At 70.5% G+C, this 25,342-nt stretch carries 23 protein-coding genes; 19 read left to right on the forward strand and 4 right to left on the reverse strand.

From position 1 onward, the window contains the following. Positions 1–48: 48 nt before the first annotated feature. The 10 genes from ABKW26_RS11800 to ABKW26_RS11845 all read left to right on the forward strand — a co-directional run bounded on the left by ABKW26_RS11800 (position 49) and on the right by ABKW26_RS11845 (position 13,275). Entirely contained in the window at positions 49–975 is a 927-nt protein-coding gene (locus ABKW26_RS11800) for an ABC transporter permease (protein WP_348593910.1), read from the forward strand. After that, entirely contained in the window at positions 968–1,960 is a 993-nt protein-coding gene (locus ABKW26_RS11805; protein ID WP_348593912.1) for an ABC transporter permease, read from the forward strand. Before ABKW26_RS11800 ends, ABKW26_RS11805 begins: the two co-directional genes overlap by 8 nt. Next, the gene (locus ABKW26_RS11810; RefSeq protein WP_348593914.1) at positions 1,957–3,942 is read left to right on the forward strand and encodes an ABC transporter ATP-binding protein; all 1,986 of its coding nucleotides are present in this window, start codon (positions 1,957–1,959) and stop codon (positions 3,940–3,942) included. The genes ABKW26_RS11805 and ABKW26_RS11810 overlap by 4 nt, the downstream gene beginning before the upstream one ends. 286 nt (positions 3,943–4,228) lie before the next feature. Further along, on the forward strand, positions 4,229–6,139 hold the full coding sequence (gene typA / locus ABKW26_RS11815; RefSeq protein WP_348593916.1) for a translational GTPase TypA: 1,911 nt from the start codon (positions 4,229–4,231) through the stop codon (positions 6,137–6,139). A gap of 112 nt (positions 6,140–6,251) precedes the next feature. Continuing rightward, positions 6,252–7,265: a PIG-L family deacetylase gene (locus ABKW26_RS11820; RefSeq protein ID WP_348593918.1), complete on the forward strand. Its 1,014-nt coding sequence runs from the start codon at positions 6,252–6,254 to the stop codon at positions 7,263–7,265. A 10-nt stretch (positions 7,266–7,275) separates the two neighbouring features. After that, positions 7,276–7,635: a DUF6113 family protein gene (locus ABKW26_RS11825; protein WP_348593920.1), complete on the forward strand. Its 360-nt coding sequence runs from the start codon at positions 7,276–7,278 to the stop codon at positions 7,633–7,635. Positions 7,636–8,135: 500 nt separating this feature from the next. Next, entirely contained in the window at positions 8,136–10,355 is a 2,220-nt protein-coding gene (locus tag ABKW26_RS11830; RefSeq protein WP_348593922.1) for a VanW family protein, read from the forward strand. Positions 10,356–10,428: 73 nt separating this feature from the next. Beyond that, positions 10,429–11,295 carry a hypothetical protein gene (locus tag ABKW26_RS11835; RefSeq protein ID WP_348593924.1) on the forward strand — a complete coding sequence of 289 codons (867 nt, stop codon included), beginning with the start codon at positions 10,429–10,431 and terminating at the stop codon, positions 11,293–11,295. Between the two features lie 10 nt (positions 11,296–11,305). After that, entirely contained in the window at positions 11,306–12,289 is a 984-nt protein-coding gene (locus tag ABKW26_RS11840) for a prephenate dehydratase domain-containing protein (RefSeq protein ID WP_348593926.1), read from the forward strand. Then, positions 12,286–13,275 (forward strand): prephenate dehydrogenase/arogenate dehydrogenase family protein, encoded by a 990-nt coding sequence (locus tag ABKW26_RS11845; RefSeq protein ID WP_348593928.1) that lies wholly within the window; start codon positions 12,286–12,288, stop codon positions 13,273–13,275. The genes ABKW26_RS11840 and ABKW26_RS11845 overlap by 4 nt, the downstream gene beginning before the upstream one ends. Before the next feature lie 57 nt (positions 13,276–13,332). Here the strand turns inward: ABKW26_RS11845 and ABKW26_RS11850 are convergent, their stop codons facing one another. Next, positions 13,333–13,596 carry a hypothetical protein gene (locus ABKW26_RS11850; RefSeq protein ID WP_348593929.1) on the reverse strand — a complete coding sequence of 88 codons (264 nt, stop codon included), beginning with the start codon at positions 13,594–13,596 and terminating at the stop codon, positions 13,333–13,335. 122 nt (positions 13,597–13,718) lie between these two features. On the opposite strand from ABKW26_RS11850, the gene fdxA reads away from it, so the two are divergent. The 3 genes from fdxA (at position 13,719) to ABKW26_RS11865 (ending at position 16,709) form a co-directional block, all read left to right on the forward strand. After that, complete coding sequence (gene fdxA / locus ABKW26_RS11855) at positions 13,719–14,036, forward strand: ferredoxin (protein WP_198733740.1); 318 nt, start codon at positions 13,719–13,721, stop codon at positions 14,034–14,036. Between the two features lie 14 nt (positions 14,037–14,050). Further along, complete coding sequence (dapC, locus tag ABKW26_RS11860; protein ID WP_348593931.1) at positions 14,051–15,181, forward strand: succinyldiaminopimelate transaminase; 1,131 nt, start codon at positions 14,051–14,053, stop codon at positions 15,179–15,181. A gap of 229 nt (positions 15,182–15,410) precedes the next feature. Further along, positions 15,411–16,709, forward strand: a complete 1,299-nt coding sequence (locus ABKW26_RS11865; protein ID WP_348593933.1) for a citrate synthase — start codon at positions 15,411–15,413, stop codon at positions 16,707–16,709. A gap of 98 nt (positions 16,710–16,807) precedes the next feature. Here ABKW26_RS11865 and ABKW26_RS11870 read toward each other — a convergent pair whose 3' ends face one another. After that, a complete protein-coding gene (locus tag ABKW26_RS11870) occupies positions 16,808–17,725 on the reverse strand; it encodes a hypothetical protein (protein WP_348593935.1) in 918 nt (305 codons plus the stop codon). 7 nt (positions 17,726–17,732) lie between these two features. Continuing rightward, positions 17,733–18,689 carry a 2,3,4,5-tetrahydropyridine-2,6-dicarboxylate N-succinyltransferase gene (gene dapD / locus ABKW26_RS11875; protein ID WP_348593937.1) on the reverse strand — a complete coding sequence of 319 codons (957 nt, stop codon included), beginning with the start codon at positions 18,687–18,689 and terminating at the stop codon, positions 17,733–17,735. Between the two features lie 103 nt (positions 18,690–18,792). On the opposite strand from dapD, the gene dapE reads away from it, so the two are divergent. The 5 genes from dapE (at position 18,793) to ABKW26_RS11900 (ending at position 23,682) form a co-directional block, all read left to right on the forward strand. Then, complete coding sequence (dapE, locus tag ABKW26_RS11880) at positions 18,793–19,902, forward strand: succinyl-diaminopimelate desuccinylase (RefSeq protein WP_348593938.1); 1,110 nt, start codon at positions 18,793–18,795, stop codon at positions 19,900–19,902. A gap of 59 nt (positions 19,903–19,961) precedes the next feature. Beyond that, positions 19,962–20,795, forward strand: coding sequence for a TIGR00730 family Rossman fold protein (locus tag ABKW26_RS11885; RefSeq protein ID WP_348593939.1), 834 nt, complete (start codon positions 19,962–19,964; stop codon positions 20,793–20,795). A 68-nt stretch (positions 20,796–20,863) separates the two neighbouring features. Next, entirely contained in the window at positions 20,864–21,757 is an 894-nt protein-coding gene (gene folP / locus ABKW26_RS11890; protein ID WP_348593952.1) for a dihydropteroate synthase, read from the forward strand. A 150-nt stretch (positions 21,758–21,907) separates the two neighbouring features. Continuing rightward, positions 21,908–22,075 carry a DUF3117 domain-containing protein gene (locus ABKW26_RS11895; protein WP_082543807.1) on the forward strand — a complete coding sequence of 56 codons (168 nt, stop codon included), beginning with the start codon at positions 21,908–21,910 and terminating at the stop codon, positions 22,073–22,075. A 65-nt stretch (positions 22,076–22,140) separates the two neighbouring features. Then, on the forward strand, positions 22,141–23,682 hold the full coding sequence (locus tag ABKW26_RS11900) for a leucyl aminopeptidase family protein (RefSeq protein ID WP_348593940.1): 1,542 nt from the start codon (positions 22,141–22,143) through the stop codon (positions 23,680–23,682). Positions 23,683–23,755: 73 nt separating this feature from the next. On the opposite strand, the gene ABKW26_RS11905 is transcribed toward ABKW26_RS11900, so the two are convergent. Continuing rightward, entirely contained in the window at positions 23,756–24,388 is a 633-nt protein-coding gene (locus ABKW26_RS11905) for an O-methyltransferase (RefSeq protein ID WP_348593953.1), read from the reverse strand. Positions 24,389–24,544: 156 nt separating this feature from the next. Here ABKW26_RS11905 and sigE point away from each other — a divergent pair, with 156 nt between their 5' ends. Continuing rightward, on the forward strand, positions 24,545–25,207 hold the full coding sequence (sigE, locus tag ABKW26_RS11910) for an RNA polymerase sigma factor SigE (protein ID WP_348593942.1): 663 nt from the start codon (positions 24,545–24,547) through the stop codon (positions 25,205–25,207). The last annotated feature ends 135 nt before the right edge of the window (positions 25,208–25,342 follow it).

Here is a 25,342-nt window from a genome sequence, read left to right on the forward strand (position 1 = left end):
CGGACGAGCCGCGTTCCTCGCCGACGGCTCGAAGGAAGGATTGACCTGATGGTCCGATACATCGGACGCAGACTGTTGCAGATGATCCCGGTGTTCCTCGGGGCGACACTGCTGATCTATGCGATGGTCTTCGCGCTCCCTGGAGATCCGATCCAGGCTCTCGGCGGTGAGCGCGGACTGTCCCCGGCGGTCGCTGACCAGATCCGCGCGCAGTTCAATCTCGACCAGCCCTTCTTCATCCAGTACCTGCTCTACCTCAAGGGCATCCTCACGCTCGACTTCGGCAACTCCTTCTCGGGCCAGCCGGTCATCGACGTCGTCGCCCGCGCTTTCCCGGTGACGTTCAAGATCGCGATCATGGCTCTGATCTTCGAGTCCGTGCTCGGCATCGGCGTCGGTCTCGTCGCCGGTCTCCGCAAGGGCGGCATCTTCGATGCGAGCGTCCTCGTCGTGAGCCTCATCGTCATCGCCGTCCCGACGTTCGTCATCGGTTTCGTCGTGCAGTTCACGTTCGGCGTGAAGCTCGGCTGGTTCCCGCCCACGGTCGGCGGCGACACCAGCTTCGAGAGCCTGCTCATGCCCGCCGCCGTCCTCGGGGCCGTCTCGTTCGCCTACGTGCTGCGCCTGACGCGCACGTCCGTGTCCGAGAACCTCACTGCCGACTACGTGCGCACCGCGACGGCCAAGGGCCTGTCCCGTGGACGCGTCGTCCAGGTCCACGTGCTCCGTAACTCACTCATCCCCGTCGTGACCTTCCTCGGAGCGGACCTCGGCGCCCTCATGGGCGGCGCGATCGTCACCGAGGCGATCTTCAACGTCCCCGGTGTCGGTGGAACCCTGTACCAAGCCATCATCCGCGGCGAGCCGACGACGGTGGTGACCTTCGTGACGATCCTCGTCATCGTCTACATCGTCGGGAACCTGCTCGTCGACCTCCTCTACGCCGTCCTCGACCCGAGGATCCGTTATGTCTGAGAGCGTGAACCCAGTGCGCAAAGACCTCGACGGGGCAGCCACCACCACGCAGCGCCCCTCCCAGGCACACTTCGTCGCCGATCCGAGCGAGACCCCCCTCGCGGTCGTCGACAAGGTCAACGAGAACGAAGCACCGAGCAGCCTGTGGGGTGACGCATGGCGTGACCTGCGCGGCCGCGCGCTCTTCTGGGTCTCGGCCGTCCTCATCCTCCTCGTGCTCGCCGTCGCCTTCTTCCCGAGCCTGTTCACCTCGGTCGACCCCGAGTTCTGCGAGCTCCGGAACTCGTTGGGCGAACCCCAGGCCGGACACCCCTTCGGTTTCGACCGCCAGGGCTGCGACGTCTACTCCCGAGTGATCTACGGGGCCCGTGCCTCCGTCACGGTCGGCATGCTCACGACGCTCGGCGTCGTCATCCTCGGCGCGACGATCGGTGCGATCGCCGGCTTCTACGGCGGATGGTTCGACACGATCCTCTCCCGCGTGACCGACATCTTCTTCGCCATCCCGCTCGTCCTCGCGGCGATCGTCCTCGGCCAGGTGTTCCAGGACGGCAAGACCGTCATGAACGTCGTCGCGGTCCTCACCGTGTTCGGGTGGCCACAGGTCGCCCGCATCACCCGCGGTGCGGTCCTCAGCGTGAAGAACAACGACTTCATCACCGCCGCCAAGGCGCTGGGTGCGTCGAAGCTCGAGACCCTCGTCCGACACGTCGTCCCGAACGCAGCGGCGCCGATCATCGTCGTCGCCACCGTGTCACTCGGAACGTTCATCGTCGCAGAGGCCACGCTCTCGTTCCTCGGTATCGGGCTGCCGCAGAGCGTCCTGTCCTGGGGACACGACATCTCCACCGCCCAGACCTCGCTCCGGACCAACGCCAGCGTGCTCTTCTACCCCTCGGCAGCGCTCGCCATCACCGTCCTGAGCTTCATCATGATGGGCGACGCCGTGCGCGACGCCCTCGACCCGAAGGCCCGGAAGCGATGACCGACCTGAACGCTCAAGCGCCGCTCCTCGAGATCCGCGATCTCGACGTCACCTTCACCACGCTCAACGGAGAGGTCCCGGCCGTCCGCGGTGCGAACCTCACCATCTATCCCGGGCAGTCCGTGGCGATCGTCGGGGAGTCCGGCTCCGGAAAGTCCACCACGGCACACGCCATCATCAGTCTCCTTCCCGGAACGGGCAAGGTCACCGGTGGGTCGATCCTCTTCGACGGCAAGGACATCACGTCCGCGTCCCGCAAGGAGATCGTCGGCCTGCGCGGCACGTCCATCGGGCTCGTCCCGCAGGACCCCATGTCCAACCTCAACCCGGTGTGGAGCATTGGGTACCAGGTCAAGGAAGGCCTCAAGGCCAACCAGATCGACGTCTCGCGCGGAACCCAGAAGGGCCTCGTCACGGCGATCAGCTCGACCGAAGGGGGAATGGAAGGCGGCGACCTCCTCATCGGACGTCGTGCCAAGGCCGCGCTCCTCGACGTGCTCCGGGAGACGTCGAGCCTTCCGCGTGCCTCTCTCGACGCCGCAGTGGCCGCAGCTGATGAGCGGATCGTCGTCGGCTCGACGACCCGGCTCGAGGCCGTGAAGATCCTCACCGAGTCCGGGGTGCCCGCCGCATCGACGGCGGTCTCCTCGCAGACGACGACCGCCGACGTCAACGACCGCGTCGCGGGTCTGCTCGCCGAGGCAGGTCTGCCCGACGCGGTGCGACGGGCGAAGCAGTTCCCCCACGAGTTCTCCGGCGGCATGCGCCAGCGCGCCCTCATCGCGATCGGCCTCGCGGCCCGTCCGAAGCTGCTCATCGCCGACGAGCCGACGTCCGCACTCGACGTCACGGTGCAGCGCACCATCCTCGACCACCTCGAGGAGCTCACGAAGGAGCTCGGCACGGCGGTCCTCTTCATCACCCACGACCTCGGTCTGGCCGCGGAGCGTGCAGAGCAGCTCGTCGTCATGTACCGCGGGAAGGTCGTCGAGTCCGGGCCGTCGCGGGAGATCCTCGCAAACCCGCAGCACCCGTACACGCAGCGGCTCGTCGCAGCAGCGCCCTCGCTCGCGTCCAAGCGCATCCAGAGCGCGAAGGCCGCCGGGATCGAGGCCGCAGACCTCCTGGCCGCGACCGGGGGCCACGGGGCCGTCGACACGCGCGAGGACGTCGTGGTCGTCGAGAACCTCACCAAGGTGTTCCAGATCCGTGGATCCGGCAAGCACCAGGACTTCAAGGCGGTCGACGATGTCTCGTTCCGCATCAAGAGCGGGACGACCGTCGCGCTCGTGGGGGAGTCGGGCTCCGGCAAGTCCACGGTCGCGAACATCATGCTCAACCTCCTCGACCCCACGGAGGGAAAGATCTTCTTCGACGGGGTCGACCTGAGCACGCTCGGCAAGAAGGAGCTCTTCGACTTCCGTCGCCGTGTCCAGCCGATCTTCCAGAACCCCTACGGTTCGCTCGACCCCATGTACTCCATCTTCCGGACGATCGAGGAGCCCCTGCGGATCCACAAGGTCGGGTCGAAGAAGGAGCGTGAGGCGCGCGTGCGTGAGCTCCTCGACATGGTGGCACTTCCGCAGTCGACCATGCGCAGGTTCCCCAACGAGCTCTCCGGTGGCCAGCGTCAGCGCATCGCCATCGCGCGTGCGCTCGCGCTCCGGCCCGAGGTCATCGTGTGCGACGAGGCGGTCTCCGCGCTCGACGTGCTCGTCCAGGCCCAGATCCTCGAGCTCCTCAACGACCTCCAGGCGGAGCTCGGGCTGAGCTACCTGTTCATCACGCACGACCTCGCGGTCGTGCGCCAGATCGCGGACCAGGTCTGCGTGATGAAGAACGGACGCATCATCGAGGCGGCCTCCACCGACGAGGTGTTCGACACCCCGCAGGAGGACTACACGCGCGAGCTGCTCGGTGCGATCCCGGGTTCGCGCCTGGACATCGTGCCTGCCGGCCCGACCGAGCGTCACCGCCACTGAGCGCTGCCCTGACGCCCTGGCGGGCTCGTCCGCCAGGGCGTCAGGGCGTTCTCGAACCACCGCCGCGAAGGTCCGCAGCAGCGAGACTTCGCGCACAGTTGACCTCGGTGAGCCCAGGATGCGCGATCGGGCGCTACGATTGCATAGGTCAACGTCGTCCGTCTGCCGTTGCGCGGTGCGAAATTCGCTAGAGCTGCGCTGGCAACCTGCGACCACCTTGACCATTCGGTGACCTGCGGCGCACTCGCTGCCCCGGTCCTTTCCACACGGTGAAATGAGTTTCTCTATGTCTGTGCGCTCCGACCTGCGCAACGTCGCGATCGTCGCCCACGTCGACCATGGCAAGACCACCCTCGTCGACGCCATGCTCAAGCAGTGCGGCGCCTTCGGCGCGCACGCCCACGTCGACGAGCGCGCGATGGACTCCGGTGACCTCGAACGCGAGAAGGGCATCACGATCCTCGCGAAGAACACCGCGGTGCACTACGCGGGTCCCGCTGCGGCCGCGGCAGGGGAGCACGACGGCATCACGATCAACGTCATCGACACCCCGGGTCACGCTGACTTCGGTGGCGAGGTCGAGCGCGGCCTGTCCATGGTCGACGGCGTCGTCCTCCTCGTCGATGCGTCCGAGGGCCCGCTGCCCCAGACGCGCTTCGTGCTCCGCAAGGCGCTCGTCGCCAAGCTCCCCGTGATCCTCCTGGTCAACAAGGTGGACCGCCCCGACTCCCGCATCGAAGAGGTCGTCGCCGAGGCGACCGACCTCCTGCTCGGCCTCGCGAGCGACCTCGCTGACGAGGTCCCCGACCTCGACCTCGACGCGATCCTCGACATGCCGGTCGTCTATGCCGCCGCCAAGGTCGGTCGCGCGTCGACGAACCAGCCCGCCGACGGCGGCATGCCGGACAGCGAGGACCTCGAGCCCCTCTTCAAGATGATCATCGAGAAGATCCCGGCCCCGACGTTCGAGGAAGGCCACCCCCTCCAGGCGCACGTCACGAACCTCGACGCGTCGCCGTTCCTCGGCCGTCTCGCGCTCCTGCGCGTCTTCAACGGAACCATCCGCAAGGGACAGACCGTCGCCTGGGCGCGCGCCGACGGCACGCTCCAGAACGTCAAGATCACCGAGCTGCTCGAGACGAAGGCGCTCGACCGCGTCCCGACCGAGTCCGCGGGCCCCGGTGACATCGTCGCCGTCGCCGGTATCGAGGACATCACCATCGGTGAGACGCTCACGGACCCGGACGACCCGCGCCCGCTGCCGCTCATCACGATCGACGACCCGGCGATCTCGATGACGATCGGTATCAACACCTCCCCGCTCGCGGGCAAGGGCGGCAAGGGCCACAAGGTCACCGCCCGCCAGGTGAAGGACCGCCTCGACAAGGAGCTCATCGGTAACGTCTCCATCCGCGTGCTCCCGACGGAGCGCCCGGACGCCTGGGAGGTCCAGGGACGTGGAGAGCTTGCGCTCGCCATCCTCGTCGAGCAGATGCGCCGCGAGGGCTTCGAGCTGACGGTCGGAAAGCCCCAGGTCGTCACCAAGCTCGTCGACGGCAAGCGGAACGAGCCGATGGAGCGCATGACCATCGACGTCCCCGAGGAGTACCTCGGCGCGATCACCCAGCTCCTCGCGCAGCGCAAGGGCCGCATGGAGACCATGTCCAACCACGGCACCGGATGGGTCCGCATGGACTTCGTCGTCCCGGCCCGTGGCCTCATCGGCTTCCGCACCCGCTTCCTCACGGACACCCGTGGGACCGGCATCGCGTCGTCGATCTCCGCCGGCTACGAGCCGTGGTTCGGTCCGATCGAGACCCGTGTCAACGGTTCGCTCGTCGCCGACCGCTCCGGCGTGGTCACGCCGTTCGCGATGATCAACCTCCAGGAGCGCGGCTCCTTCTTCGTCGACCCCACCCAGGAGGTCTACGAGGGCATGATCGTCGGTGAGAACTCGCGCAACGAGGACATGGACGTCAACATCACCAAGGAGAAGAAGCTCACGAACATGCGCGCTGCGAGCAGCGACACGTTCGAGAACCTCACCCCGCCGAAGCACCTCACGCTCGAGGAGTCCCTCGAGTTCGCCCGCGAGGACGAGTGCGTCGAGGTGACCCCCGAGGTCGTCCGCATCCGCAAGGTCATCCTCGACCAGTCGGAGCGCGCCCGAGCGTTCTCCCGTCAGAAGAAGAGCTGAGCCGACGCTCTTCCGTGCACCGCACACGAGTGCATGACCTCCCGCTGACCGCTCCGGCAGTCACGACGCAGGTCATGCACTCGTCTGCGTTCCGCCAGCCGAGGAGGACCCCGTGACGGTGCTGCCGCCCGCTCCGCTCGTCCCGCAGGGACGGCTCCTCGTCGTCCATGCCCACCCCGACGACGAGACGCTCGCGACCGGAGGTCTGCTCGCTACCTGGGCCGCCGGCGGCGAGCACGTCACCCTCGTGACCTGCACCCGCGGCGAGCGCGGGGAGGTCATCGGTGACGAGCGGGTCCACCTCGAGGGTGACGGGCCCCGCCTCGCGGCGCACCGCGAGCAGGAGCTCGGCTCCGCGCTCCGGGCCCTCGGCGTCGACGACCACGCGTACCTCGACGCTCTCCCCGTCCCCGGCGGCGGGGACGACGTGTCCGGGGAGCGGTACGAGGACTCCGGCATGTCATGGGTCGGCGGAGAGCGGGCCGGGCTCAGCGGCCACGCCGGAGCGGCGGAGGTCATCCCTCCGCACGCGCTCGTCGCGGGGTCGCTCGACGACCAGGCGGCCCGGCTCGCCGAGCTCGTCCGGGATCGACGACCCGACGTGGTCGTCACCTACGAGCCGGGAGGCGGGTACGGCCACCCTGATCACGTCCGTGCGCACGAGATCACGATGCGAGCGGTGGAGCTGGCTGCTCGCGCCTCCGGTTCCCTTCCCGGTCACCGCCCGCGCGACGTCTGGTGGACGGTGATCCCGTCCGACGTGCTCCGCGCGGCGAGGACGCGGCTGGTCGACTCCGTGCTCGCGGGGCGGCTGCCAGTCGGTCGCGCCACCCTGCCTGCCCCCGACGGGCCGTTGCCGGCGGTGGCTGCGGGTGATCGACACGTCGTCGCTGTCCTCGATACCCGACCAGTCCTCGATCAGGTCGAGAGGGCGCTGCGGTCGCACGCGACCCAGGTGCACCGCGTCGTCCGACTGTCCGGCGGAACCCCCGACGACGCCTCCGCCATCGTGGGTGCGTACGCGTTGAGCAACGACATCCTCGTCCCGTGGCTCGCCACAGAGTTCTACGCGCGGGCCGTCTCCACCGACGGACCGTCCCAGGTCGCACCCAGCGTCGAGAGGTAGCCTCGCCCTCATGCCTGCCCGTAACCGATTCTCCGGTGTCACCGTGCTGTGGTACCTCTGTGCGCTGGCCACCGGTGCCCTCGTCGGTCTGCTCGGCACGGTCGCGCACCGACAGTGGATGCCGTGGATCCTTCTCGTCGCGCTGCTCGCCGTCGCCGTCGGTGGTGTGCTCGTGCGCGCATGGCTCGGCGGTGCCGGCGTCGTCGCCTACGGCGTCGGCTGGTTGGTGGTCGTCCAGGTGCTCGCTCTGGTCGGACCTGGTGGAGACATCGTGCTCCCGGCTCAGATCAGCACGTACGCGTGGATGATCGGTGGCGCAGCCATGATCGGTCTTGCCGCGTGCGCGCCGCGGAAGTGGTTTCTCGACTGACGTGCCGCCTGAGTCGTGGGGGCGCGTGCACCGTACACTGAGCGCGCGGGGGCGACCGCATCCAACTCATGTCCCGGGGAGATCCCGGCCTTCTTCGCGAGTGGAGCGAACTGATGAGCAGCACCGACGGGAAGTCTCACACGTCTGACGAGACGCAGGAGACTCCGGACGTCGTAGAGCCCGAGAGCACGAACGTCTCGAGCTCCACGCCGCACGACGAGCCTGTCGCACAGGCGACCGCCGAGCCGGCCACCCTCGGAGCGTCGAGCACCGACGTGCCAGCGCCCGGAGCACCGGAGACCGGGACACCGGCGATCGGGGCTACGGAGACTACGGCATCGGATGGTGCGACGACCGCCGGGGAGCCAGTGCTTGAGGTGGCTCCGATCGAGGAGCCTGCAGAGTCGCGCGCTGATGCGCCTGTGTCCGCCGACCCGCCTGCGCCCGCCGACCCGCCTGCGCCCGCTGCGGAGACTGCGCCAGGTGCAGATCCTGTGCCCGTGCCTACACCCACCGCTGCCGACGAGCCCGCCACCGCTGTCGCCCCCGCCCCGGCTGACGAGCCTGCGTCCGCCGTCGCCCCGGCCCCGGCTGAGGAGCCCGCGCCCGCAGTCCACCCGGTCCCGGCAGCAGAGCCCGCGCCCGCCGCTCCCGCGGACCTGTCGTCGACCCCGGCTCCGGTCGCTGCGCCGACCCCCGCTGTCGAGCTGCCGATCATCCTGCGGACCAAGCCCGCGTCCGACACCGGCGCAGAAGGGGCGGGCGGCGCGGACACGAAAGCGACGCTCACCTCGACGATGCTGCCGCCGCGCGCTGCGCAGCCCGCACCGACCGACGCTACCGTCACCGCGCCGGCGATCGAGGCGCAGTCCGCCGAGCGCGCTCAGGAGGACGTCGCGACAGCCGCCGCGGAGGCGCCCGTCGTCAGCTCGTTCGCCGCTTCCGCAGAGCCGCGGTCCGAGCCGACGACGAGCACGCCCGTGACCCCGTCGGACCCGGACGAGGTCGTCGTGGAGGCCTCGCCGCTCGGCGCCTTCGACGGATCGAGCACCCCGAGCAGGTTGCCGAAGGTGCTGCTCTGGACCGGCCTCGGCCTGCTCATCGCCGCAGGTGCCTATCTCGGTGCCCAGTGGTACTTCGCCGACCGCATCCCACGCGGGACGACGGTCGCCGGTGTCGACATCGGCGGCCTGCCCGCTGCCGAGGCGACGGCACGTCTCACCGCCGAGCTGGGCGGGGTGGCGACCCAGCCGGTCCCCGTCACAGCGGGTGGGGGAGCGGGGAGCCTCGACCCCGGCACGGCCGGGCTGACCTTCGACGCGGAGGCGACCGTCGCGGGCCTCACGGAGTTCACGCTCGACCCGCGCCCGCTGCTCGCCCAGATCGCGGGTGGCGACGACGTCGACCCCGTCACCGTCGTCGACGAGGAGCTGTTCGAGGCCGCGACCGAAGCTCTCGTCGTCGACCTCGAGACGCCGGCGACGAGCGGGACGGTCGCGTTCGTCGATGCAGCCGCCGTGCAGACGCCGGCCGTCGACGGCACGTCGGTGGACCCGGAGCACCTCCGGGAGACGATCGTCGACTCGTGGCTCACGGCAGCACGACCGCTCGAGCTCGACACCGTCCCGCTGGAGCCCGAGATCACCCAGGCCGAGACCGACGCGGCCTTCGCCGAGGCTCAGCGTGTCGCTGCGGCTCCTGTGTCCGTCTCCGTGTCCGGCCAGCTCGCGGAGCTCCCCGTCGACGCGCTGACGGCGGCCGCGACCTACGCGCCGGTCGACGGTGCCCTGGTCCTGGCGTTCGACGGTCCGACCCTCGTCGAGGGCGTCCTGGCCCGGACGACCGACCTGCTCTCGAACGCGGCGGACGCGAGCTTCGCGTTCGTCGACGGTGTCCCCCAGATCCAGCCCGGCACGCCAGGCACCACGCTGGACCCGGCTGCCCTCGCGGCGGGAGTCCAGGAGGCGGCGCTGGGTGACCAGCGGACAGCGACGGTCGAGCTCACGGCGAGCGACCCGGCGCAGTCGACCGCCGCGCTCGAGGCGCTCGGCGTCACGTCGAAGGTCAGCGAGTTCTCGACCCCGCTCACCAACGAGCCGGACCGGACGGAGAACCTGAGGATCGCGGCGGGCAAGGTCACAGGAACTCTCGTGCGGCCCGGGGAGACGTTCTCCCTGCTCGACACGATCGGTCCGATCACGACGGCGAACGGGTACCTCCAGGCTCACGTCATCGTGGACGGCGAGATCACCAACGGGACGGGCGGTGGCCTGTCGCAGATGTCGACGACCACGTACAACGCCGGTTTCTTCGCCGGGATGATCGACGTGTCGCACACGCCGCACAGCTACTGGTTCAGCCGGTACCCGGAGGGGCGTGAAGCGACGCTGTACGAGGGCCAGATCGACATGGAGTGGCGCAACGACTCGCCCTACGGCGTGCTGCTGCAGTCCTGGGTCGCGGGTGGCCGGGTGCACGTCGCGGCCTGGAGCACCCCGCACTACACGGTCGAGACCACGACGTCCCCCCGGTCGAACGTCGTCTCGCCGACCACCCAGCACAAGGCCGGGCCGTCGTGCAGCCCGCAGAGCGCCGGTGGCCCGGGCTTCTCCGTCTCGGTGTGGCGCAAGGTCACCGTGACCGCGACCGCCGAGGTCGTCGTCGACGAGACGAACTCGTGGCGCTACAAGCCGCAGAACGCCGTCGTCTGCGACGGGTGATCACGTCGGGCTAGCATCGACACGCCCCACCAGCACGACCGTCCTATCCACGCACCCAGGTGAGGAACGACCCATGCTCGGCAAGAGCGGACGCGAGTCCGGACCGCACGCACGCCTCGCTGCGACCGTCGGCGGATGGTCAGGAGGAGGATCCGAGCTCCTCGACCTCGGATCGACGAGCCAGACCCTGGCGACGGTCGCGAGCATCGACAACCTCGCGGCGGTCGTGCACATCGGGCACCCGGCGCAGCCCGCCCCGGAGCTCGAACGCTCCCTGCTCTCGTCGGACCGGTCGCTCGTCCTCACCCAGGCCGTGCCCGTGCCGTCGGAGTGGACGTGGGTCGGCCGGACCGCCGACGCGCAGGGGGCCGCGGTCGTCGACGAGGCAGGCATGCGGGACTGCCGCCACGTCCTGCGCGCCATGGGTCTCAGCCCGCGGCTCGTCCCGACCACCACGTCCGTCGCCGAGCGCATCGCGGTCGCGGGGGAGTCGGGCACGCTCGTCGTGGAGCGCTCGGCGATCCCCGACGGCTTCCAAGAGCTTGCAGGGAGCAGCCGGCTGCGCGAGATCCCCCTCATCTGGTACGGCCTCCTCGAGACGGCCCGGTCGTCGCAGGACTTCGCGAGCCCTGCCCAGGTGTGGCTCGCGTTCGGCCCGCGGGACGATCACCGTGGGTCGCTGCAGGAGACTCTCGGAGTGATCTCCGCCGCAGGCATCGACCTGCAGCACCTGCGCAGCCAACGCTCGCAAGAGGGGCCGCACGTCTTCCTCACCTCCTTCACCTGCAGCGACTCCGACGCCCTGCACCGCCTCCTGGCGGAGTTCAGCGCGCGCGGCGTCGCGCTGAGGGTGCTGGCCGTGCTGCCGGGTCAGGAGTTCATCCCCGGCCCAGACGCCCTGACCCCGCTGTGGGCGTCGTCTGCGGTCGTCGGACGCTGAGCCAGCGGTGATGACGCCTGACGCGGGCGCACAGCTCGCCTACCTGGGCCCCGACGGGACGTTCACGCACGAGGCGGCGCTGCGCTGGGCCCGGGAGCCGGCCGCGGCCGGGGCGACGCTGGTCCCCGTCCGCACGGTCGCCGACGTCTACGACGGGGTCGACTCCGGGGCGTTCACCCACGGCGTGGTGGCCATCGAGAACTCGGTCGAGGGATACGTGGTGCCGTCGCTCGACGCGATCGTCAGCGCCGAGAACGTCGTGGCCGTGGACGAGACGTTCGTCGAGATCACCTTCGACGCGTTCGCACGGCCCGGCTCGGGCGATCCGGTGACCCAGGTGACGAGCCATCCCCACGGTCTGGCCCAGTGCCAGCGGTTCGTCACCGCGCGGGACCTCGTGCCGGTCCCGGCCACGTCGAACGCGGCCGCCTGCCGCGACGTGGGTCCCGGGCAGCTCGCGCTCGGTCCGCGTCTCTGCGGAGAGCTGTACGGCCTCGAGACGGTCGAGCGTGGCGTCGAGGACTTCCACGGCGCCCGGACCCGGTTCCTGCTCGTGACGAGCCGCGATGCCGCTGCGCGCGCACGTCGCACCGCAGCGGACGGCGACGCGTGGCGCACCATGCTGGCGATCACCCCGCACGCGACCGGTCCGGGTGTGCTCGCGCGCATCACGCAGGCGTTCGGTTCGCTCGGCGTCAACCTCTCCAGCCTCATCACCCGCCCCGTGAAGGCGCTCGAAGGGCGATACGTCTTCATCGTCACGGTGGACGGGGCACCGTGGGACGCGGGGGTCCGTGGCGTCCTCGAGGGGCTCCTCGCCGCCGGGGACTCGCTCAAGACCCTGGGGGTCTTCCCTGCTCGCGGCGAGCTCGAGGGCACGGTCGACGCCCACCGGGTGCCCACGGGCAGCGTCCGCGTCGACGCACCAGGAGCGGTCCTCGACCATGGTCTCCTGTGGTCGCCGCCCACGAGCGCAGGGGAGGAGACCTCGTGACGCTGCCACGAGGGCCTGTCGCAGTCGTCGGCCTCGGACTCATCGGCGGTTCGTTGGCTCGCGCGCTGGTGGACGCAGGGACGGACGTCGTCGGCTGGGACCCCGACGCCCAGACGATGGTCGCTGCAGCGGACGCGGGCATCCGCGTGGTCGGGTCTCTCGAGGAGGCGTGCGGCACCGCGCCCTGGCTCGTGGTGCTCGCCGTACCGCTCGTCGTCGTCGACCAGACCGCACGAGCGCTCGCGCCCCTGCTCGGCCCCGACGCGCTCGTCACCGATGTCGGCAGCGTCAAGGGGCCGGTGCGTGACGCGATGGTCGCGGCGGGCCTCGGCGAGAGGTTCGTGGGGGCTCACCCGATGGCGGGGACCGAGCACAGCGGCTTCCGGTCGTCCGACCCCGAGCTCCTGCGGGGCGCACGATGGGCGGTCACGCTCGACGGGACCACTCCGATGACCGGGTTCCTGGCGGTCGTCGAGCTCGTCGTCGACGTCCTCCGAGGGATCGTGCACCCGTTGAGCGACGGGGTGCACGACGAGGCGGCAGCCCTCATCAGTCACGTGCCGCACGTGGTCGCCACCGAGCTGCTCAACATCGTGGCGCACTCGACGATCACGGACGTCGCAGTCGGGCTGGCTGCGGGAAGCTTCCGTGACGGGACCCGGGTCGCGCGGACCGACCCCGCCCGGACCGAGGCGATGATCGTGGAGAATGCCGGCTGGGTCGGGCCGGCCCTGCGGGTGGCCGCCCGCGACCTGGAACGGCTCGCGGAAGCCCTCGAGTCGAACGGGCCCACGGGCTGGTTCTTCTCCCGGGGCGACGCGTTGCGGTCGGGCGGGGCGGAGCCCGGCTCGCAGACGCTGCGGACCATCACGCTGCACCCGGACGAGCCGTGGCAGGCGGAGCTCGTCGCGCTGGGGGCTCGCGGCGGCAGGATCACGGGTCGCGGTGACGACGCGAGCCTCGTCGTGGAGGACCCCGGTGCTTGACCGACTGTTCGTCTGATCGCTCGGTCTTGCCGGGCCTGTACCGGGGCGGACGCGGGCTCAGGACGGGCGGCGCCGGGCCGGTGCCGGGGGGACGGGCTTGCCGACGGCGATCTCGGCCGCTGGGACGTCGACGGGCCCGGACCGTGTCTCGAGAGTGAGTCCCGTCACGTCCGTGCGGACGATCGTGCCGATGACGTCGGTGAACAGGTGCGTCGAGCCGGCAGGCAGCCTGCGGCGGATCATCACGCGCGTCCCTGCATCCCAGGAGCGCCACGGTGGTTCGAGCGACTCCGTCGGTCGCTGAGAGCCGTCGTCGGCCATGGCCGAGGTCCTTCCATCCAGTGGGCACACGGGATCGGGTGCGCGTCGTCTAGGCGATAATAGGAGTCGTGCGCCGTCTGGCGTGCTGATCGTCTGGACTGGAGTCCGGGAAGGACCTCGAAGTGACCTACGTGATCGCTCAGCCTTGCGTCGACGTCAAGGACAAGGCCTGCATCGAGGAATGCCCCGTCGACTGCATCTACGAGGGCAAACGATCCCTCTACATCCACCCCGACGAGTGCGTCGACTGCGGTGCGTGCGAGCCGGTCTGCCCGGTCGAGGCCATCTACTACGAGGACGACGTCCCGGAGGAGTGGAGCGAGTACTACAAGGCGAACGTCGAGTTCTTCGACGACCTCGGCTCTCCCGGTGGTGCCGCGAAGATGGGCGAGATCGACAAGGACCACCCGGTCATCTCCGTCCTGCCTCCGCAGGCCTGAGGCGTCGGCCGGCTGTGGGGTTCGCCGACCTGACGGAGCTCGTCTTCCCCTGGGACACGCTCGTCCCGCTGGCCGACCGCGCTCGTGCCCACCCTGACGGGATCGTCGACCTCTCGGTGGGCACGCCCGTCGACCCCACGCCGGCGGTCGTCCAGGCTGCGCTCGCGGGAGCAGCCGATGCGCACGGCTACCCGACGACCCACGGGACGCTCGCGCTCCGCGAGGCGGCGGCGGCCTGGTTCGCCCGACGGCGGGCTGTGCCTGGTCTGGATCCTGCGGCCGTGCTCCCGACGATCGGCTCCAAGGAGCTCGTCGGCCTGCTCCCGTCCTTGTTGTCGCTCGGCGCGGGCGACGTCGTCGTCCACCCGGCCGTCGCCTATCCGACCTACGACGTCGGCGCCCGGCTCGCCGGTGCCACGCCGCTGCCTTCCGCACGCGTCTCGGACTGGGCGGGGCGCTCCGACGTCCGGCTCGTGTGGGTCAACTCCCCAGGGAACCCGTCCGGCGAGGTGCTCGGCATCGACGCACTCCGGGAGGTCGTGGACGCGGCGCGGGCGATCGGTGCGGTCGTCGTGAGCGACGAGTGCTACGCCGAGCTCGCGTGGTCCGAGCCGTGGGCCACCGGCGGGGTACCGAGCATCCTCGACCCGCGTGTCAACGGCGGCTCGCACGAGGGCCTCCTCGCGGCGTACTCCCTGTCGAAGCAGTCGAGCATCGCCGGCTACCGCGCAGCTCTCGTCGCCGGGGACCGTGCGATCGTCGAGCGCCTGCTGGCGCTGCGCAAGCACCTCGGGATGATCGTCCCCGCTCCTGTCCAGGCGGCCATGACCGTGGCCCTCCGTGAGGACGAGCACGTCGCCGCGCAGCGCGAGGTGTACCGCCGCCGCCGCGAGATCCTCCTGGCCGCCCTCTCGACGGCCGGGCTCGCCGTCGACGGGTCCGAGGCGGGCCTCTACCTCTGGGCGAGGTCGGCCGACGACCCGGGGCGCTCCGGGTGGAGCATCGCTGCCGACCTGGCCGAGCGCGGGGTGCTCGTCGCACCCGGAGCGTTCTACGGGGCGGCGGCGGACCGGCACGTACGTGTCGCCCTCACTGCGACGGACGAGCGGGTCGACCAGGCCGCCCTGCGGCTGGGCTCCCGCTGACGTGAGCGCACGTCCGGGCGCCCGCGTGGTGTGACCCGTCTCACCCACGATTGATAGTCTGAGAACCTTCACCAATTGGGCACGAACCGGTAGTGGCGGGTACCGTCACCTAGGGCCGACGTCGACCTCCCTGGAGGATCGACTCCGGTCATCCGCGGCGCCGACAGGGCCGACCAGGAGGAGCACCGCTCCACCCGACCGGGTGAGACGTGCAGCAGGAAGGGAAGACATGCCGGACACCCAGCAAGCAACGGTCACGCTCAGCGTTGGCGACGAGTCCCAGAACCTCCCGGTGGTCCCGGCCACCGAGGGGAACGACGGGATCGTCGTCTCGTCGTTGCTCAGCACGACGGGGATGGTCACCGTCGACCCCGGGTTCATGAACACCGCCTCGTGCGAGTCCAAGGTCACGTACATCGACGGCGATGCGGGCATCTTGCGCTACCGCGGGTACCCGATCGACCAGCTGGCGGAGAAGTCCACGTTCCTCGAGGTCGCGTACCTCCTCATCCACGGTGAGCTGCCGACCCCCAGCGAGCACGACGCGTTCGTCGAGCGGGTCAACCGCCACACGCTCGTCCACGAGGACTTCCGCACGTTCATGGGGACGTTCCCCCGCAACGGGCACCCGATGGCGGTCATGGCCTCGGCGATCAACGCGCTCTCGACGTTCTACCCCGAGTCCCTCGACCCGTTCGACGACGAGACCATCGAGCTGGCCACGGTGCTCCTCCTCGCGAAGTCGCGGACCATCACCTCATACCTGCACCGCCGACGGGTCGGCGAGCCCCTGCTCTACCCCGACTACTCGCGCGGATACGTCGACGACTTCCTCCGCATGACGTTCGCGGTGCCGTACATGCAGTACGACTCGGACCCGACCGTCGTCGACGCGCTGGACAAGCTCCTCATCCTCCACGCCGACCACGAGCAGAACTGCTCGACGTCGACGGTCCGCATCGTCGGGTCGAGCCAGGCGAACATCTACGCCTCGGTCGCAGCCGGGATCAACGCGCTCTCCGGCCCGCTGCACGGGGGCGCGAACGAGTCGGTGCTCAAGATGCTCACGGAGATCAAGGGGTCGGGGACGGGCGTCCAGGACTTCATGAAGAAGGTGAAGAACAAGGAGGACGGTGTCCGCCTCATGGGCTTCGGGCACCGCGTCTACAAGAACTACGACCCGCGTGCGGCGATCGTCAAGAAGAGCGCGGACGCCGTGCTCTCGACCCTCGGCAAGCGCGACGAGCTGCTCGACATCGCGATGGAGCTCGAGGAGATCGCCCTCAGCGACGAGTACTTCATCGAGCGCAAGCTCTACCCGAACGTCGACTTCTACACGGGCCTCATCTACAAGGCCATGGGCTTCGAACCGGCGATGTTCACGCCGCTGTTCGCCCTCGGCCGGATGCCGGGCTGGATCGCGCAGTGGCGCGAGATGATGCGGGATCCCCAGACGAAGATCGGGCGCCCGCGCCAGATCTACACCGGTGCCACCGAGCGGAGCTACACGGACCTCTCGGCCCGCTAGGACCTTCGCACGACCCGCGCTGACTGAACCGGCGACGGACGACGAACGGCGGGGACCCCAGGTCCCCGCCGTTCGTCGTCCCTGCGGTGCAGTCCGGCTCAGGCCGCCGCGAGACGGAGCCTGACTGTGCCTGCAGGTGCGTGCGCGTCCGTGTCCTCGACCGTGGTCCATGCGCGCGTCTCGCGGGTCCAGACCTGGTCGCCGACGAGCACCGTGTCGACAGCGGTCGCACGGGCCGTCGCCACGCCCCACTGGGCGACCGCCCAGGAGACCCGGGCCTGCTGCTCCGGCGCGGGTGTGAGCGGTCCGACCTCGACGACGACCGAGCCGTCTACCGGGTCGGCTGTGACGGGCAGGTCGCCGAAGTCGCGCACCACGCGGGCGCGCAGCGTGTCGAGAGATGCGGAGGTCCCCGCCTCGTCGTCGAGATCGACGCCCTCGAGCCGGTCGAGCGTGCACGTCACGGCACCTGTCGAGTGCCCCGTGAGCGCTGACGCCCAGGCGCGAGAGCGGTTCTCGTGCTGTGCGTAGGCGTCGGGGAAGCCAGAGCGCTGGACCGCCTGGGCGGCCTCGGTGATGGGGAGCTCGGTGTAGCCGGCGATGCCGTCCAGCCCGTCGTAGAACGCGTTGGTCGAGTAGACCGGGTCCATGATCTGCTCGATCGTTCCCCAGCCCTGGGAGGTTCGCTGCTGGAAGAGGCCGACGGAGTCACGGTCGCCGTAGTCGATGTTCACGAGCTTCGACTCCTGCAAGGCGGTGGCGAGCCCGATCGTGGCCGCACGGGCGGGCATGCCGCGCCTCACGGTGACGGCCGTGATGAGAGCGGCGTTGTCGGCCTGGACGGGCGAGAACGACCATGACGTGCCGTCGAGGTCCGCCGAGCACGTCTCGCGGCCCCCGGTCCCGGGCACGGTGCGGTCGAGGAGCAGCACGATGCCGCCCACCGCGAGGGCCCCGACAGCGCCGACCACCACGAGACCTCGGAGGAACCGCAGAGGGCGGGACCGTCGGGACATGCTCGCCTCAGTTCGCGTGCAGGGCGGCGTTGAGCTCGATGCCCACACCGGCGCGCGAGACGGCCTCGACACCGCCCGTGAGAGAGTTGCGACGCAGGAGGAGGTTGTCCTGGCCGGCGAGGTCTCGTGCCTTGACGATCTGGTCGGCCTCGTCGCCGGTACCGGAGCCGACGACGACGACCTTGGTGCCTGCGGTGACGTAGAGGCCGGCCTCGACGACACAGTCGTCGCCCAGCGGGATGCCGATACCGGCGTTCGCCCCGAGGAGGCACCGCTCGCCGAGCGAGATGACCTCGCGGCCACCGCCGGAGAGCGTCCCCATGATGGACGCGCCGCCGCCGACGTCGCTGCCGTCTCCCACGACCACCCCGGCGGAGATGCGGCCTTCGACCATGGAGGTGCCGAGGGTTCCGGCGTTGAAGTTCACGAAGCCCTCGTGCATGACGGTCGTGCCGGACGCGAGGTGTGCGCCGAGGCGGACGCGGTCCGCGTCGGCGACGCGCACGCCCGAGGGGACGACGTAGTCGACCATGCGGGGGAACTTGTCGACGCCGAGGACGGTGACCGGCCCGCGGGCCCGCAGGCGGGCGCGCACGCTCTCGAATCCCTCGACCGCGCACGGGCCGTGGTTGGTCCACACGACGTTGGCGAGCACGCCGAAGAGGCCGTCGAGGTTCTGCGCATGAGGAGCGACGAGCCGGTGGGACAGGAGGTGGAGCCGCAGGTAGGCGTCGGCTGCGTCGGTCGGGGCGGCATCGAGATCGATCTCCGTGCGCACGACGACGAGCTCGACGTCTCGCGCCTCGTCAGCGACGGCCAGCGCGGCGAGCTCGGGGGGCGCGGTCGCCTCTGACGGCGCGGAGCCGAGAGCAGGGGAGGGGTACCAGACGTCGAGGGTGGTGCCGCTGGTCGTGACGGTGGCGAGGCCGTATCCCCATGCGGGGCGCGAGGTCGTGGAAGTCATGGTCCAACACTAGGTGGCGCGCGGTGCGAGCACCGCATCCGTGACGCTCGCGCACGCTGTCCGGGCGTGGGGGACGCGTGCTCCGGAACGATAGGGTCGACGCATGCCGTCAACAGACTCCCCGAACGTGCCGGTGCTCCGCCTGACCGGTGACGTCGTCTCGCTCACCCGCTCCCTGTGCGACATCGAGTCCGTGAGCGGCGACGAGCGCACGATCGCCGACGCGATCGAGGCGGCGCTGCGGCCGTTCACGCACCTCGAGGTGACACGCAACGGCGATGCGGTCGTCGCTCGGACGGTCCAGGGTCGTGCTCAGCGCGTCGTGGTCGCCGGCCACGTCGACACCGTCCCGCTCGCGGACAACCTGCCGGTCCGGGTCGTCGGCGAGGGCATCCACCGGGAGCTGTGGGGTCGCGGCACCGCGGACATGAAGGCTGGGGTGGCTGTCCAGCTCGCCCTCGCTGCCGAGCTCGCGTCGACCACGCGCGACATCACCTGGGTGTTCTACGACAACGAGGAGGTCGCCTCGGACCGCAACGGCCTCGGTCGGCTCGTGCGTGAGGCCCCCGAGCTCCTCCACGGAGACTTCGCCGTGCTGTGCGAGCCGACAGCGGCAGGCATCGAGGGTGGCTGCAACGGGACGCTGCGCGTGCACGTCCGGGTGCCCGGGACGGCGGCGCACTCGGCACGGTCCTGGATGGGGGTCAACGCGATCCACGGCGCGAGCGAGGTGCTGCGCCGGCTCGCGGCGTACGAGCCCCGGTCGATCGAGGTCGACGGTCTCGTCTACCGCGAGGGCATGAACGCCGTCGGGATCCGCGGTGGCCACGCCGGCAACGTCATCCCCGACGAGTGCGTCGTGACGGTCAACTTCCGGTTCGCGCCGTCCCGCACCCCCGAGCAGGCGCTCGAGCACGTCACGGAGCTCTTCGACGGGTTCGAGGTCACCGTGGACGACCTGGCTCCCGGTGCGCGCCCGGGCCTCGACGCCCCGATGGCGATCGAGTTCTCCGACATGGTCCTTGCCCTCACGGGTGGTGCCCCCGCGCCGAAGTACGGGTGGACGGACGTTGCGCGGTTCGCCGAGCTCGGTATTCCTGCCGTGAACTTCGGGCCGGGCGACCCTCTGCTCGCCCACAAGGACGACGAGCGGTGCCCGGCGTCCCAGATCGAGGTCTGCCACGCAGCACTGCGCGCGTGGCTCCTGGCCTAGGTCCCCGTTCACCCGGCCGGAGTGGTCCGGCCCGCAGAAGTGGACCTAGGCTCGGAGCCATGACAGACGAGGGAATCGCAGAGGTCGGCAAGGGCTACCGCAAGGGTCCGGTGATCCTCCGGGGTCGCCAGATCCCCAAGGAGACGACCGACCAACGACTGCTCGACCGCCAGGACGACACGGACTGGGTGCACGGCGACCCGTGGCGTGTCATGCGGATCCAGAGCGAGTTCGTCGAGGGCTTCGGTGCGCTGGCGGAGGTGGGGCACGCGGTCAGCGTGTTCGGCTCGGCACGCACCCGCCCCGGCCACCCGGACTACGCGATGGGTGAGCAGGTGGGGCGCGGTCTCGTCGAGAACGGGTACGCGGTGATCACCGGGGGCGGACCGGGCGTCATGGCGGCTGCGAACAAGGGCGCCAAGGAGGCTGGGGGCCTGTCCATCGGTCTCGGGATCGAGCTGCCGTTCGAGCAGGGCATGAACGAGTGGGTCGACCTCGGCGTGAACTTCCGGTACTTCTTCGCCCGCAAGACGATGTTCATGAAGTACTCGAGCGGCTTCGTCGTCCTGCCCGGGGGCTTCGGGACCTTCGACGAGCTGTTCGAGGCGCTGACCCTGGTCCAGACGCACAAGGTCACGGAGTTCCCGATCGTCCTCGTGGGCTCCTCCTACTGGCAGGGGCTGCTCGGATGGCTCGAGACCGCGGTGGTCGAGCGCGGCATGATCAACCCGGACGACCTCAAGCTCCTCAAGGTCGTCGACGACCCGGACGAGGCCGTGCGGATCGTGTGCAACCACAACGAGGAGCTCCGGGCGGCCGAGCGAGCGGCGGCTGCGGCAGCCGAGGAGGCTGTGCGCGCGGCCGCTCGTGCGTCGGCAGCCGGCGGGGCGTGAGCCCGGCGGGGCGGGGCGCTGCGGGCGGCGGCGCGACCGGTCCGGTCCCCCCTCGCGCTCCGGCGCTCGTGCTCCGCGGCCGCGAGGTCGGCGCCCGGTCCCCGGCGGTCATGGCGATCGTCAACCGCACGACAGACTCGTTCTTCGCAGGTGCACGCCAGATGGACGACGGGGCGGCCCTCGAGGCGGTCGCCCGGGCGGTGGACGACGGCGCCGAGATCGTCGACGTCGGAGGGGTCCGGGCGGGAACGGGTGAACCGGTCTCGGTCGGCGAGGAGATCCGACGCACGGTGCCCTTCGTCGCCCGGGTGCGGGCCGAGTTCCCGGACCTGCTCGTGAGCGTCGACACGTGGCGCTCCGAGGTCGCCCGCGAGGCGGTGCTCGCCGGCGCGGACCTCGTCAACGACACGTGGGCGGGTCACGACCCCCGGCTCGTCGAGGTCGCTGCCGAGACGGGGGCCGGGGTGGTCTGCTCGCACACCGGAGGAGCCGTGCCTCGGACCGACCCGTTCCGCGTCGCCTACCCGCTCCCGAGCGACGCCCCGGACGGGACCGACCCACGGGACGGGGTGGTCCTCGACGTCCTCGCGACCCTCGTCCGTGGTGCGGAGCGTGCCCGTGCCTGCGGTGTCCGGCCGGAGTCGATCCTCGTCGACCCGACGCACGACTTCGGGAAGAACACCTGGCACTCGCTGCACCTCGTCCGCAGCACACAACGCCTCGCGGAGCTGGGCTACCCGCTGCTCATGGCGCTCTCACGCAAGGACTTCGTCGGTGAGACGCTCGGCCTGCCTGCGGAGGAGCGCCTCGAGGGCACGCTCGCGACGACAGCGCTCGCCGCCTGGATGGGCGCGAGCGTCTTCCGTGCGCACGACGTGCAGGCGACGCGCAGGGTGCTCGACATGGTGTCTGCGGTCCGCGGTGATCTCGCCCCCGTGCGGGCGGTGCGCGGCATGGAGTGAGGGCCGGCACCCGTCGCCCTGGCTGCGGCCATTGCCCCGCATGAATTGTGCATTTGCGGGCACCAAATGGGCGGCGCGAGCCACACGCTGGGTGAACTAGAATATTCATCGAAGACTATCGGCGGTATCGACGGAAATGGAGAGCCACCAATGGCTGCGATGAAGCCACGGACGGGTGACGGCCCACTCGAGGTCACCAAAGAGGGACGCGGCATCGTCATGCGCGTCCCGCTCGAGGGTGGCGGCCGCCTGGTTGTCGAGCTCAACGCAGTTGAGGCGAGCGAATTGGGCGAGGCGCTCAAAGCCGTAGTGGGCTGACGTTGCCTCTTCGGACCGCTCGGCCGTCGGTCGAGTCCTCAGCGACAGCCACGATCGGGCGCGACGTGCCCGAGGTCGTGGTCGCCCGCGGGCGGATCGCACAGTGCGTCTTCCTCGAGGACGGCGACGTCGATGCGATCGCGGTCGCCGTCGGCTCACCGGTCGACGGCGACGACGAGCTCCAGCCGCGAGCCGGAGCGGTGGACGCGTCTGCGCGCTACGGGATCGACCTCGCCGAGCTCGCAGAACGTGCGTCGTTCACCGGGGCGGCGGGCTCCAGCCACACGGTGGACCTCCCTCGGCCGCACGGCCGGGCTGTCGGTGCGCTCCCGTGGTCAGGACTGCCCCACCGCATCATCTTCGTGGGGACCGGTCGAGGGTCTGCGGACGACCTCCGTCGTGCCGGTGCAGCGCTCGCCCGTGCGACGACCGGCCTCGGCCGCGTCGTGGCCACGGTCGCAGCCGACACCCAGGCCGACACCGCTCGAGGCTTCGTGGAGGGATACCTCCTCGGTGCATACCGCCCACCGGCGCTCTCGGGCGGGCGAGGTCCGGGAGCGAGTCCCGCGCAGCAGCTGGTCCTGCTCGGACCGACGCCCGAGACCGTGGTCGACGCAGCGACCCGCAGCGCCTGGGCGACCTGGCTCGTGCGCGACCTCACGACCGTCCCGTCGAACATCAAGACTCCCGAGTGGTTCACGCGTCGGGTCCAGGAGCTGGCCGACGCGGAAGGCCTCGAGCTGTCGGTCCGCGGTCCGGCCGAGCTCGCGACCGAGGGCTTCGGCGGTCTGCTCGCGGTCGGACGCGGTTCGGTCGACGGCCCGAGGCTCGTGACCGTCACGTACACGCCCTTCGAGGACGCGCCGGTCCGTGGGTCGAAGCACGTCGTCGTCGTCGGCAAGGGAATCACCTACGACACGGGCGGGCTGTCGATCAAGCCTCGCGAGGCGATGATCCCCATGAAGACCGACATGGCCGGGGCTGCGGTGGCCCTCGCTGTGGTCGTCGGAGCCTCGCGCGCGCGCTCCAAGCACCGGGTGACCGCGGTGCTGCCGCTCGCGGAGAACCACGTCGGAGCGAGCTCGTACCGCCCTGGCGACATCCTCACGCTGCACGGTGGGACGACCGTCGAGGTGGCGAACACCGACGCCGAGGGCCGGCTCGTCCTCGCGGACGCGATGGCGTACGCGGACGCCGAGCTCGACCCCGACATCCTCATCGACGTCGCGACCCTCACGGGTGCCGCGAGCCAGGGCCTCGGGCGAGGTCACGGTGCTCTCTACTCCTCGGACGAGAAGCTCCTCGCCGGACTCGAGGCCGCCGCCCAGGCCACCGGCGAGCAGGTGTGGCACATGCCTCTCGTCGAGGACTACCGGACCGCTCTGCGATCGACGGTCGCGGACCTGCGCCACGTCCCGATCGACGCGCCCGGCGGCGGGTCGATCACCGCCGCCCTCTTCCTGCGCGAGTTCGCCGGGGGGCGCCGGTGGGTACACCTCGACATCGCGGGTCCGGCACGCTCTACCGCGGCGTCGCACGAGGTGACGAAGGGTGCGACCGGCTATGGGGCGCGACTGCTGCTGAGGTTCCTCGAGAAGCTGCGCTGAACCGGACGAGCACAGCCGTCGCCTGCGACGGCACGGCCACCGTGCGCTCCGGCTCCGCGTCTGACGAGGCGGCTCACCGGCGGACGGCGACGAGCAGACCGTCACCCGAGGGCAGGAGGGCCGAGACGACACGGTCGTCCGCGCGGAGCTGGCGACCCACCTCTCGGACCGTCGTCGTGGTCTCGTCGCGGCGTGCCGGGTCGGCGACCTGCCCGTGCCACAGGGCGTCGTCGAGAACGAGGACGCCGCCGACCCGCAGCAGGCGCAGGGCCTGCTCCACGTAGGCGGGGTAGGTCGCAGTGTCAGCGCTGACGAGCACGAGGTCGTACGCGCCGTCGGTCAGACGGGGCAGCACGTCGAGGGCTCGCCCGGAGATGGCGCGTGCGCGTGTCGTCCGGATCCCCGCCTCGACGAGCGCCTCCTTCGCGGCGCGCTGGTGCTCGACCTCGAGGTCGATGGTCGTGAGGACGCCGTCCGGCTGCATCCCTCGCAGGAGGTAGACGCTGGCGACGCCGGTGCCGGTGCCGATCTCGACGACGGAGCGTGCGCCGACCGCGGCTGCGAGCACGCTGAGGGCTGCGCCCGCACCTGGCGAGATGGCAGAGCAGCCGAGCTGAGCGGCGCGCTCGCGAGCACGCAGGAGGACGTCGTCCTCTTCGATGAAGTCCTCGGCGTACGCCCAGCTTCGAGACTTGTCGGCGGAGATGGTGCCCTCCAGGGGGGTTGTGCGGTCGTCGTGGTCTGAGCCGATGGTACCGCCGGGACCCTGTCGAGCCCCGGCGACTGTCCGGTGATGTGCGCTCTCGGTGAATGTTCCTCCGCGGATGCGACAACCGTCTCTCGATGCTGGGAGAATGGCGCGATGCACGACTCCGACCATCCGGCCTCGTCCCTCTCCTCCGAGACCCCGCACGTCACGGCGCCCGACGCCCTTCCTGTCCCGTGGGAGGCCCCGAGCTGGGAGTCGATCGTCCAGGACCACTCGGCACGCGTCTACCGCCTCGCCTACCGGCTGACCGGGAACCAGCACGACGCCGAGGACCTCACGCAGGACGTGTTCGTCCGTGTCTTCAGGTCGCTCAACGGCTACACGCCGGGAACGTTCGAGGGGTGGCTCCACCGGATCACGACGAACCTCTTCCTCGACCAGGTCCGGCGCAAGCAGCGCATTCGGATGGATGCGATGGGCGAGAGCGACGTGCAGTACGCCGCACGCGGCGACCTCCACGACCCCGAGCGCGGGTACGAGCACGCCAACCTTGATCACGACGTCCAGCGTGCTCTCGACTCGCTGGCGCCCGAGTACCGCGCCGCGGTGGTCCTCTGCGACATCGAGGGACTCTCGTACGAGGAGATCGCCGTCACTCTCGGCATCAAGCTCGGCACCGTCCGGTCACGGATCCACCGCGCACGGTCCCAGCTGCGGACGCTCCTCGCGCACCGTTCGCCGCGCCCCGCGGACGACGGGGACGGCTCTGGCTCGCTCGCGCTCCTCGGAGCGTTCGCGACCGGGAAGGCGTCGTGAGCGTGCACCTCGGCGACCAGGTGAGCGCCCTCGTCGACGGGCAGCTGTACGGTGCGGCCCGGGACCGGGCGCTCGCGCACGTCGCCGGCTGCACGCGGTGCGCCTGCGACGTCCGGACGGCGCGCGAAGCGCGCG

It is taken from the genome of Sanguibacter sp. 25GB23B1 (genome assembly GCF_040012415.1).
Classification (GTDB): domain Bacteria; phylum Actinomycetota; class Actinomycetes; order Actinomycetales; family Cellulomonadaceae; genus Sanguibacter.

What these genes read in the sequence shown, in the direction of transcription:
- ABKW26_RS11800 (WP_348593910.1), top strand. Translation starts at nt 49, where the DNA reads ATGGTCCGATACATCGGACGCAGACTGTTGCAGATGATCCCGGTGTTC.
- ABKW26_RS11805 (WP_348593912.1), top strand. Translation starts at nt 968, where the DNA reads ATGTCTGAGAGCGTGAACCCAGTGCGCAAAGACCTCGACGGGGCAGCC.
- ABKW26_RS11810 (WP_348593914.1), top strand. Translation starts at nt 1,957, where the DNA reads ATGACCGACCTGAACGCTCAAGCGCCGCTCCTCGAGATCCGCGATCTC.
- typA (WP_348593916.1), top strand. Translation starts at nt 4,229, where the DNA reads ATGTCTGTGCGCTCCGACCTGCGCAACGTCGCGATCGTCGCCCACGTC.
- ABKW26_RS11825 (WP_348593920.1), top strand. Translation starts at nt 7,276, where the DNA reads ATGCCTGCCCGTAACCGATTCTCCGGTGTCACCGTGCTGTGGTACCTC.
- ABKW26_RS11835 (WP_348593924.1), top strand. Translation starts at nt 10,429, where the DNA reads ATGCTCGGCAAGAGCGGACGCGAGTCCGGACCGCACGCACGCCTCGCT.
- ABKW26_RS11840 (WP_348593926.1), top strand. Translation starts at nt 11,306, where the DNA reads ATGACGCCTGACGCGGGCGCACAGCTCGCCTACCTGGGCCCCGACGGG.
- ABKW26_RS11850 (WP_348593929.1), bottom strand. Translation starts at nt 13,596, where the DNA reads ATGGCCGACGACGGCTCTCAGCGACCGACGGAGTCGCTCGAACCACCG.
- ABKW26_RS11865 (WP_348593933.1), top strand. Translation starts at nt 15,411, where the DNA reads ATGCCGGACACCCAGCAAGCAACGGTCACGCTCAGCGTTGGCGACGAG.
- ABKW26_RS11870 (WP_348593935.1), bottom strand. Translation starts at nt 17,725, where the DNA reads ATGTCCCGACGGTCCCGCCCTCTGCGGTTCCTCCGAGGTCTCGTGGTG.
- dapD (WP_348593937.1), bottom strand. Translation starts at nt 18,689, where the DNA reads ATGACTTCCACGACCTCGCGCCCCGCATGGGGATACGGCCTCGCCACC.
- dapE (WP_348593938.1), top strand. Translation starts at nt 18,793, where the DNA reads ATGCCGTCAACAGACTCCCCGAACGTGCCGGTGCTCCGCCTGACCGGT.
- ABKW26_RS11885 (WP_348593939.1), top strand. Translation starts at nt 19,962, where the DNA reads ATGACAGACGAGGGAATCGCAGAGGTCGGCAAGGGCTACCGCAAGGGT.
- ABKW26_RS11895 (WP_082543807.1), top strand. Translation starts at nt 21,908, where the DNA reads ATGGCTGCGATGAAGCCACGGACGGGTGACGGCCCACTCGAGGTCACC.
- sigE (WP_348593942.1), top strand. Translation starts at nt 24,545, where the DNA reads ATGCACGACTCCGACCATCCGGCCTCGTCCCTCTCCTCCGAGACCCCG.